Raw genomic sequence first — 8,155 nt, forward strand, 5'->3', positions numbered from 1 at the left:
GGCGACATAGCCAAGTGGTAAGGCATGAGCCTGCAAAGCTTTGATCCCCGGTTCGAATCCGGGTGTCGCCTCCAAAATTTAAGGAGAGAAAATGCGTTATTTACTAGTGCTATTATCTGCTACTTTGTTTATGGTTGGTTGTTCAAATACTTGGCGCGGAGCCAAAGAAGACACGAATAACGCCGTTGAATGGTCAAAGGAAAAAGTCAACAAAGGCGCTTCCTACGTTAAGGAAAAAACCGAATAAATTTGGCTATAATTAGCCAAAACATTTTTACGGGAGATGGCTGAGCGGTCGAAAGCGGCGGTCTTGAAAACCGTTGAGGTGTGAAAGCCTCCTGGGGTTCGAATCCCTATCTCCCGGCCAGTATATTACTGGAATATTTCTTTTTGTTCTGCATTTTATTATTCTTATGCATTTTATACCATTATTTTTTCGAATTTAGGATAAATATATTTTGTTTTGCCAGATTTAGGTTTCTGTTGCATCGGTTTATTGCGGTAAGGTATACAACGACTTTTAGGTTAATAATAAATTTAAATCAAGAATTTTATGCATAAAATTTACGATGGAGAAATTCATGCGCCTTGCCTATGTTAAATTCTGGCATATAAAAACCTAAACAAAGAGGATTGCGCCGTCTTTAGCGTAACTATAGTTAACGATAAATATTATACTAAATGCGTATTTTAGTACTTTGCCGTAGTTATCTTACCTAGCTCAATCCTCTAGCCCTTTAAAGCCTTGTGTACCTAAAATTAGTTTAGAATGGCTGATGAAGTTCTATGTCTTTTTGAAATTTGCTTCCGGTAAGCCACTTGTAACTACGCTCTGTAAAATTAGTTGGTTGATTTATCAAAGTCGTCGTATTTTAAACAACTCATAAATAGTATCGATATCTTAGGTAAAAGCAAATACAACAACGTATACCATTTTGATACGCTACGGCCTTGAAAAGCTTGACTATGGTAGAATTTAATATGTCTAAAGTACTTATTTATGCTATTCAAGCCATCTTCGCATCGTGCAGATAGTATTTATATATGTCGCGTTAAGGTAGTGCGACATATTTTGGCTTGACGTTTTGAGTGGGTTTGCGAGTGTTTGGGATTAACCAGGTTTAGAGTCAAGCGCTTACCCGTGCGTATTTTTATTAAATTTTCGTGCCAAATTTAGCTTCAAACGAAGATATTTTGAGTCATGTATTAATTTTGGCCGCATTTCATGCGAGATTTGTACAGTGAAATTTGAAATCTACAAGGATGGATTGTGCGACCGGTGCGATATTTCGTACCGTTTTCGACTTGGTTTTAAGCACTACAATCGGCAAAAGAAAAGAGGCTAATTTAAGATTTATCCAACTAGAATGGACGATAAATTTAACGTAAAATATACGCGCTTATTCAATTTTAGAGCATTTGTGCGGTTAAACAAGTCACAATATAGTAAAATCCACCAACAGAATTAAAAATTTACACAAAACAAGCGTAAGTCCTTGACGTAAATATTTTTAAATTTATCTTTAAATTTTGATTATCCAAGATATGAAATCCATCCAAATTTAAGTGCCGGCGGTAAATGTTTATAATTTTAGCGCGCGAAAATTAAATATACGCCAAAAAACGGTTAGCGATACGGATACGACAGCACGCATTATCCCTCAAAAAATCTACGAGTAAAAAGGAGCCAAATTTACGATAAGCGCATAAAAACGGTCGCAAATTTGACGAACCGTAAAGCTTGATAGTTTAAACCGGCACAAGGTGATAAACAAGATCTAACGGCAAACAGTTAAAGTTCTGACAGATTTATATTAAATCAACATTTAGGGTTATATCCAAGAAAAATTTAATCAAATTTAGCGCAAATGCTTGTCGATGAGGCCCATCACGATAGCCTGGATGCCTGCATGCACGCCGCCTAGCTCGCGCTCTATCTTTGCGATGAGCTCGTTTTTGGCCTGCACCGCGCCATCCACGCCAAGAAGGTTGGTAAATGAGTTTTTAGCGCCGTCGTTATGCGTCGGTTTGCCTGCCGTTTCGGCGCTTTGCGTCGCGTCGATGATGTCGTCTGCGATCTGAAACGCCAGCCCTAGATCAAGCCCGATGTCGTAGATACGCGCAGCCTCCGCCTCGTCTAACCCCGCTACGACGCAGCCTGCTTGCAAGCTCGCCGCGATGAGGCGCGCGGTCTTGTGCATGTGCAGAAATTTTAGCTCTTCAAGCCCTAGCTTTTGATTTTCGAAATAACAATCCACCGCCTGCCCTAGCGCCATGCCGTAGATGCCTGCGTTGCGGCTTAGGATCTCGACGCATTTTATGCGCGCGTCCGCATCTAGCGGAGCCCTTGCTATCTGATAAAAGGCGTGGGTGTTTAGAGCGTCGCCAGCCAGGATCGCCGTCACTTCGTCAAATTTGACGTGCAGACTAGGCTGTCCGCGGCGCAGATCCGAGTCGTCCATCGCCGGCAGATCGTCGTGGATGAGCGAGTAGCTGTGCATCGTCTCAAATGCCAGCGCGACGTGGAACGCCGCCTCTTTGCGCTCTGGACGCACCGCCGCTACGACGCCTGCGACTAGCATCGCGCGAAAGTGCTTGCCGCCCGATTTTAGCGTGTACGAAAGCGCCTCGTCAAAGCACGGATGAAAGCTGGGGTTGCTTGGCAAATGCGCGCTCAAAAACGCCTTAAACTCGGCCAAAAGCGCGTCCTGATCGGCGGCGCTGGGCGCTGTTTGTTGCAAATTTGAGCCCGAGCTAAAACACGAACCTTTTGCCGCGTTTAGCGAGATTAAATTTGCTCTATTTTTCGGGCTTTGAGCCGGGTTTTCGGAGTTTATTTTAGATTTGGCCGCGTTTAAAATTTGAGGCTGATTTTGAGGCGAGCTCGCGCGCAAGCTTTGCGCTTGATTTTGATCTGTCAGCAGCGCTCGCGACTTGTTTAAATTTAGCCCTTTTTCGTTAGCCGGATTAGACATTTTTTGCGGCAAATTTGGGTCTGGAGCGTCATTTGTGTAAACCCGCATTTTTTTGCCGCTAGGCGATATCTGCGCTAAATTTCGCTTTTGCTCGGCGCTAAATTTTTGAAATGTCGACGGCTTTGCAAGCGACAAAAGAGGAGCCTGATTTCGCGCAAGGTCTTCGCCGTTTTCGCAGGCTAAATTTGAAACTTTTATTTCCGAAAAAGTTGCGCGCTTCAGATGGTTTTTGGACGATTTAAGAGCCTTGGTCTCGTTAAATTTACGCGGTAAAATCAGGCTGCGCGCGCTCGGTAAATTTTCGTCCGAATTTGCGCTAAAAACCTGCACCAAACTTGAGCTTTGCGGCAAGGTTTTAAAGCGAGCGAAATTTGATTTTAAGGCTTTATCTTCCGCGTAAATTCGCACATTTAATCTTTCCTTCGAGTTTTTATGATTTTGCATTCTTTCTCCGTTTTGTTTTTGTTTGATAAAGGCAGATCCCAAATTGCTTTAACCGCCGAACAAATCCTTGCTTGCGCTAAATTTACTTATTTTGCGAGGCTATGTAACGCCTCTAAAAGCTGCGATTTTACGCCCAAGCTAGCAAAGTCGTCTGTTTCGTAGCGAGCTAAATTTAACGGGCGGATCGCCTTGCTACCAGATTGAGCCACGGCACAAAAAGCTTAAATTTACGCCCGAAAAAGCCGTCTTGCACTTAAAGCTCGGCGGTCGTAACGCGCGAAAATTAAACGCGCCCAAAAATAAGCTAACTTTGACGCAAGGATGCCTAGAGCACCGCAAAACCGGACGAATCTAGCGCGGAATTTTTTGCGAAACAAACAAAAACGGCCCAAAAAGCTAAATTTGCGTCCGAATCTAGCACTGCAAAACAAGCAAATCTATCGCCGCGGCCGTCCAAAAACGCCTAGAACCTACCGCGCGTTGTAAAAAAAGTCAAAGCCATCTCGCCTAAAAAGCAAGCGTTGTCCTCGATTTTTAGCTATGAGCGCAAGGGCTTCTTTGCGATTTTTCACGACCTTAGCGCCTACTTGTATCAACTTGTCGCCGATTCTGAGGCCAAACCTCGCCGCATCCGACTCTCCGTCCACGCTCTTTACCCTTAGTTTTTCGTCAAACGTCAGTCCGTAGAGCTTTCGCACGCTAGAGGCGTCCGTATTTGGTGCGGGCTGCGGTTTTGGGGCTATTTTTGTGATATTTTCGTCCGTTTTAGGCGCGGTTTTTTGTTCTTTTTTTACCTCGTCTGAAACCGCGACGCTAAACTTTACGACGTCTTCGCCGCGCTTGATTTCAAATTTGAGTCGCTCGCCTTTTGCGGCGAACAAAATCCTCTCGTTTAGCTCGCGCAAGCTCTGCATTTTTTCGCCGTTTACGCTTAAAATTTCATCTCCCGCCATCAGCGCTGCGCCGCGTCCGAGCGGATCGACTCCTTTTACGTAGAGTTTGCCGTCTCGCTCCTCAAAAACCGCGCCTACGTCGCCGTAGTACACGTCTTTATACGCTGCAAAGTGCCGCAAATAGCGGCTCGGGACAAATTTATCCCCGCCCACGGCGATACCGCGTAGTTTGCAGCAGGGGCTTAGCACGGCGCCCGTGCCGTTTACGTCAAACGTGAGCGCGTCCAGCTCGCCTAGCGCCTGCGCCTGCGCCTTTACGTGGCCGTAGACGGTCGCGTTTAGATCGCGCGTGACGCTGACCCAGTCGCTTTTTTTCGTCGCGTTATCCTCAGCCATCTTTACGGGCTCGAGTTTGGCGTCTGAGGCGACCAGATAGAGGCCAAGATACGGGTCAAATTTGACGTAGTTTTTCACGGGGATTTCGCCTTTAGGTACGGCGATTAAATTCGGCGTGATCGCGATACCGCCGTTGCCCGCGACGTTTACCATGGCTGGCATGTTTTTCTCAAAACAAGCGTTAAAATCATCCTGCGTCGGGCGCGGCTCGGCTCTAAGCGACGCTGTAAGAGCGCAAATCATAAAAGCCGCAAAAACGGGAGAGCAAAATTTGCGGGCTAAATTCGCCGTCAAATTTGGAGTCAAATTCGTCGCCGTTTTGGCACCCAGACTAGTTTTTTGCGAAATTTCGCGCGGATTTAAAGAAGCGTCAAATTTTACTGAACGGGTGCGCGAATTTGAGCTCAAATTTACCGCGCTCTTTACGGCACGAGCGGCGCAAATTCGGCTCGCAGACGTAGAAGAATTTAAGCCTGAATTTACTGGTCCGTTTTGTTTATCGGCAGCGCAAATTCGCCCTCCCCTCAAAGCTAAATTCGCTCGCGTAAGCCCCAAAACCGCGTCCAAACGGCGCGAGAAAGCTGCGCGTTTCATTGCCCTAGTCCCATACCGGCAAACCCGCCCAGCATCCTTGACGCGGCGTTTTTACGGTCGTCCTCGATCATCTTTAGCACGTCATTTACGGCGCTAATAAGCAAGATCTGCAAGCTCTCCTTGTCCTCCAGCAAGCTATCGTCGATGCTGATATCGAGCACCTCGCCCTTGCCGTTTGCCCTGACGCTGATGAGCCCGCCGCCGCTTTTTACGCTAAATTCGCGCTTTTGACTCTCCTGCTCGATTTCTTGCGCCTTTTTTTGCGCCTCCTCGAGCATCTGCCCCATTTTTGAAAAATCGATCCCCTCAAACATAAACATCCTTTCAAATTTCGCATTATTTTAGCCAATTTAAGCTAAATTTACTTTTTTAAGCTCTGCAATGCAAGTTTCGTTCCCGCCTTTAAAACTCGCGGCGGATACGAGCGCGGACTGGCAAATTTAAGTCCGAAAAGCCGCCAAATTTGAGGGTAATTTTTATCAAAAGGGGCTAAAATGGGCGACTGGGGTTACAAAGCGTACGAAAACGACGAGGCGGCGGACTGGTTTGCGAGATTTTGGGAGAGTAAAATTTTCGACCTAATAGAAAGTACGGCGGCGAATTTCGATCCGAAAAACGAAAATTATGATGAGATCAGGGCTGCCGCGCACGTTTTGGCCTGCTTTGGCTCGCCGTATGCGTGTCCGACCGATTTTTTAGATAAATTGCAACCGACTATCCGGAAAGTCGTTGCGATTTTGGAAAATATGATCGACCCGCCTGACGAGGTATGGGATTTTCTTGAAATTTGGGAAAACTCGCCGGAAATCATAGCCGAGGTTAAGCGGCAAATAGCGGAGCTAAAAGCGTACCTGGGCTAGCTAGTAGGCGGCGGGGCAAATTTGTTTTATCTTGGCAAATTTACGGTTTTCCTCTGAGTCTAAAATTTGGCGCCCCAGCTACTTTGCGGGTAAACCCGGCGCGCCCCGCAAAACCGCTAAGTCCAAACGACGCGCAAATACGGTATAATCAAGCTAAATAGTGTCGCTAAAGGCTAAGGCGCCTAGGCAAAATAAAAAAGGAACGGCTTGTTAAAATTAAATAAAAATTTTATTTGCGATATAGATAGCGTTTATGTTATCAAAATCGCAGAAAATTTGTATTCGTTTGCGCAGCATCGCAGGAATTCGTTTTTTGAGTTTTTTAATATATTTTTTACAAAAACCGAATAAATAAAGACCATAAGTATAAATTTAAACGAAATAGACGTTTTATTTACGCAAAGTTGCGCGGCAAATAAATTTAAAGATTTTTTCGTAGCCGCAAGCGACTCCGTAGCGCCAAACGCAAGACGGATAGAGAGCGTTTACCTGCACCCTTTTGCCTATCTTTTGTCTGCCTCGCAAGACGGCGAAGCTACGCCCTTCGTTAGTCTTGTGCGGTTAAAAGATATTTATAAATCATTAGACTACGAGATCGTTATACAAAGGCTGGACGAGGATGAAAATTTACGCGAAATATATGCGTATAATTCATTCGGTATGGCCGGTGCGGCGCAAAAGCTGCAAGAAACCCTGCAAGACTACGCAGAAACGGGCGTTTTGTGGAGCCGCGAAAAGAGATTTCTTTTCCCGACCGTATCTGACGAGAGGCTAAAGTGCCATGTCGGCAAAATCGGCAAGAAACCAAAAATAATATCATAAAGTCCGCGCGAGTCTCGTTTTTACGGGGCGTGGCGTGATTTTCCAGATTTTTCGCCTTGCCTAGGATCATTATCGCCTTTTGCTTGCACCTGTTCACGCATCTATAACAAATCGTGCAGCGCTCGCCGAATTTTGCCTCGCCGCGCGCGATTTTTATGTTTCGCATCGGACAGGATTTCGCACACTCGCCGCATCAGCTGCACCGTGCCGTATCAAGGCTCGGTTTACGCTTAGCAAAGGGCGTTTTGTCCCAAATTTTCATCCACAGCCGCTGCCCCAAAAGCCCTGTGATGCGGCATAGTATCCCCAGCCCCTCCTGCGGCGGATTGCCCGCGGCAAATGCCTGCGCAACGCGCTCTAGTTTGGCGTTTGCCTCCTTGATCAGGCACTCGTTTTTCTGCGCCGAATAGCTAAAAATCGCCACGTCGAGGATAAATGCGGGCATTCTAATATGCGCGCCGCCCGTTATCTTCGCGCCCGCCCGCCTTAGGATCCTAGCTGCGCAGCCCGCTCCGTCGCCGCTAAAAATCTCCATCGTAGCGATGATAAAGACGTTTTTGCCGCGGAAATTCGCGCTGTTTTCGCAAATAAACTCGCGCACGATCTGCGGCAGGTCGCTAAAGTAAACGGGATAGGCAAGGATGATGTCGCCATGGCACTTTAGCAGCTCGCCGCAGCCCTCGTCCCGGGTCAAACCGCGGGGATGCCCTTGCCCAGACGCTCTATAAATCTCTCCACGCAATGCTTCGTATTGCCCGTGGAGCTGAAATAAATCGCTATCATTTTGCGAATCCTTTTAAATTCAGGCGCAAAATTTTGCCCATTTTCGCCAAATTTTACTGACCGCATCAAATTTAACGCCAAACGGCGGTAAATTTAAACAAACTGCTATTTAGCACGTTCGCCTTTCGTTCGCTTGCGAATGACCGTCGCGCCGCACCAGCCTAGACCTTATCGCAAATTTAGCTCGTCGCCATAAAACGTAAATTTAAACCTACCGCCGCAGAGACGGCAAATTTGGGCGTATATTATTTTACGATCTCGTTTTGCTCGTTTACCTGCACGATTTTTGGTTCGAAATCTCTCGCTTTTTTGGCGCTAAGAAGCGCGTAAGCAACGATGATGACGACGTCGCCGACGCAGACTTTGCGCGCGGCCGCGCCGTTTAGGC

The 8,155-nt window shown here is 46.6% G+C and carries 8 protein-coding genes and 2 tRNA genes; 5 read left to right on the top strand and 5 right to left on the bottom strand.

Features of this window, described 5'->3' with window-relative positions; genetic code table 11:
• From QZ157_RS10405 to QZ157_RS10415, 3 genes are all read left to right on the top strand, one after another.
• Positions 1 to 74, top strand: a tRNA-Cys gene (locus tag QZ157_RS10405).
• 17 nt (positions 75 to 91) lie between these two features.
• Positions 92 to 247: a hypothetical protein gene (locus QZ157_RS10410; protein WP_163028011.1), complete on the top strand. Its 156-nt coding sequence runs from the start codon at positions 92 to 94 to the stop codon at positions 245 to 247.
• A gap of 30 nt (positions 248 to 277) precedes the next feature.
• Positions 278 to 367: transfer RNA gene (locus QZ157_RS10415), tRNA-Ser, on the top strand.
• A 1,492-nt stretch (positions 368 to 1,859) separates the two neighbouring features.
• Here QZ157_RS10415 and QZ157_RS10420 read toward each other — a convergent pair.
• The 3 genes from QZ157_RS10420 to QZ157_RS10430 form a co-directional block, all read right to left on the bottom strand.
• Positions 1,860 to 3,419, bottom strand: coding sequence for a polyprenyl synthetase family protein (locus QZ157_RS10420; RefSeq protein ID WP_295145343.1), 1,560 nt, complete (start codon positions 3,417 to 3,419; stop codon positions 1,860 to 1,862).
• 470 nt (positions 3,420 to 3,889) lie between these two features.
• On the bottom strand, positions 3,890 to 5,302 hold the full coding sequence (locus QZ157_RS10425) for a PDZ domain-containing protein (protein ID WP_295145345.1): 1,413 nt from the start codon (positions 5,300 to 5,302) through the stop codon (positions 3,890 to 3,892).
• Entirely contained in the window at positions 5,299 to 5,616 is a 318-nt protein-coding gene (locus QZ157_RS10430; protein ID WP_002947064.1) for a YbaB/EbfC family nucleoid-associated protein, read from the bottom strand. Before QZ157_RS10430 ends, QZ157_RS10425 begins: the two co-directional genes overlap by 4 nt.
• A 180-nt stretch (positions 5,617 to 5,796) precedes the next feature.
• On the opposite strand from QZ157_RS10430, the gene QZ157_RS10435 reads away from it, so the two are divergent.
• Together QZ157_RS10435 and QZ157_RS10440 are read left to right on the top strand one after the other, a co-directional pair.
• Complete coding sequence (locus QZ157_RS10435) at positions 5,797 to 6,162, top strand: DUF4259 domain-containing protein (RefSeq protein WP_295145349.1); 366 nt, start codon at positions 5,797 to 5,799, stop codon at positions 6,160 to 6,162.
• 510 nt (positions 6,163 to 6,672) lie between these two features.
• On the top strand, positions 6,673 to 6,984 hold the full coding sequence (locus tag QZ157_RS10440) for a hypothetical protein (RefSeq protein WP_295145352.1): 312 nt from the start codon (positions 6,673 to 6,675) through the stop codon (positions 6,982 to 6,984).
• 193 nt (positions 6,985 to 7,177) lie between these two features.
• On the opposite strand, the gene QZ157_RS10445 is transcribed toward QZ157_RS10440, so the two are convergent.
• Together QZ157_RS10445 and QZ157_RS10450 are read right to left on the bottom strand one after the other, a co-directional pair.
• Positions 7,178 to 7,678: a hypothetical protein gene (locus QZ157_RS10445; protein ID WP_295145354.1), complete on the bottom strand. Its 501-nt coding sequence runs from the start codon at positions 7,676 to 7,678 to the stop codon at positions 7,178 to 7,180.
• A 334-nt stretch (positions 7,679 to 8,012) separates the two neighbouring features.
• A partial coding sequence (locus QZ157_RS10450) for an aspartate 1-decarboxylase (RefSeq protein ID WP_295145357.1) occupies positions 8,013 to 8,155 on the bottom strand: 143 nt, incomplete at its 5' end.

Source organism: uncultured Campylobacter sp. (assembly GCF_905372745.1).
In the GTDB taxonomy this organism is placed as follows: Bacteria; Campylobacterota; Campylobacteria; order Campylobacterales; family Campylobacteraceae; genus Campylobacter_A.

Bases quoted from the DNA above. Each gene is read 5' to 3' on its own strand.
- QZ157_RS10420 (WP_295145343.1), bottom strand. From the start codon at position 3,419: ATGCAAAATCATAAAAACTCGAAGGAAAGATTAAATGTGCGAATTTAC.
- QZ157_RS10425 (WP_295145345.1), bottom strand. From the start codon at position 5,302: ATGAAACGCGCAGCTTTCTCGCGCCGTTTGGACGCGGTTTTGGGGCTT.
- QZ157_RS10430 (WP_002947064.1), bottom strand. From the start codon at position 5,616: ATGTTTGAGGGGATCGATTTTTCAAAAATGGGGCAGATGCTCGAGGAG.
- QZ157_RS10435 (WP_295145349.1), top strand. From the start codon at position 5,797: ATGGGCGACTGGGGTTACAAAGCGTACGAAAACGACGAGGCGGCGGAC.
- QZ157_RS10410 (WP_163028011.1), top strand. From the start codon at position 92: ATGCGTTATTTACTAGTGCTATTATCTGCTACTTTGTTTATGGTTGGT.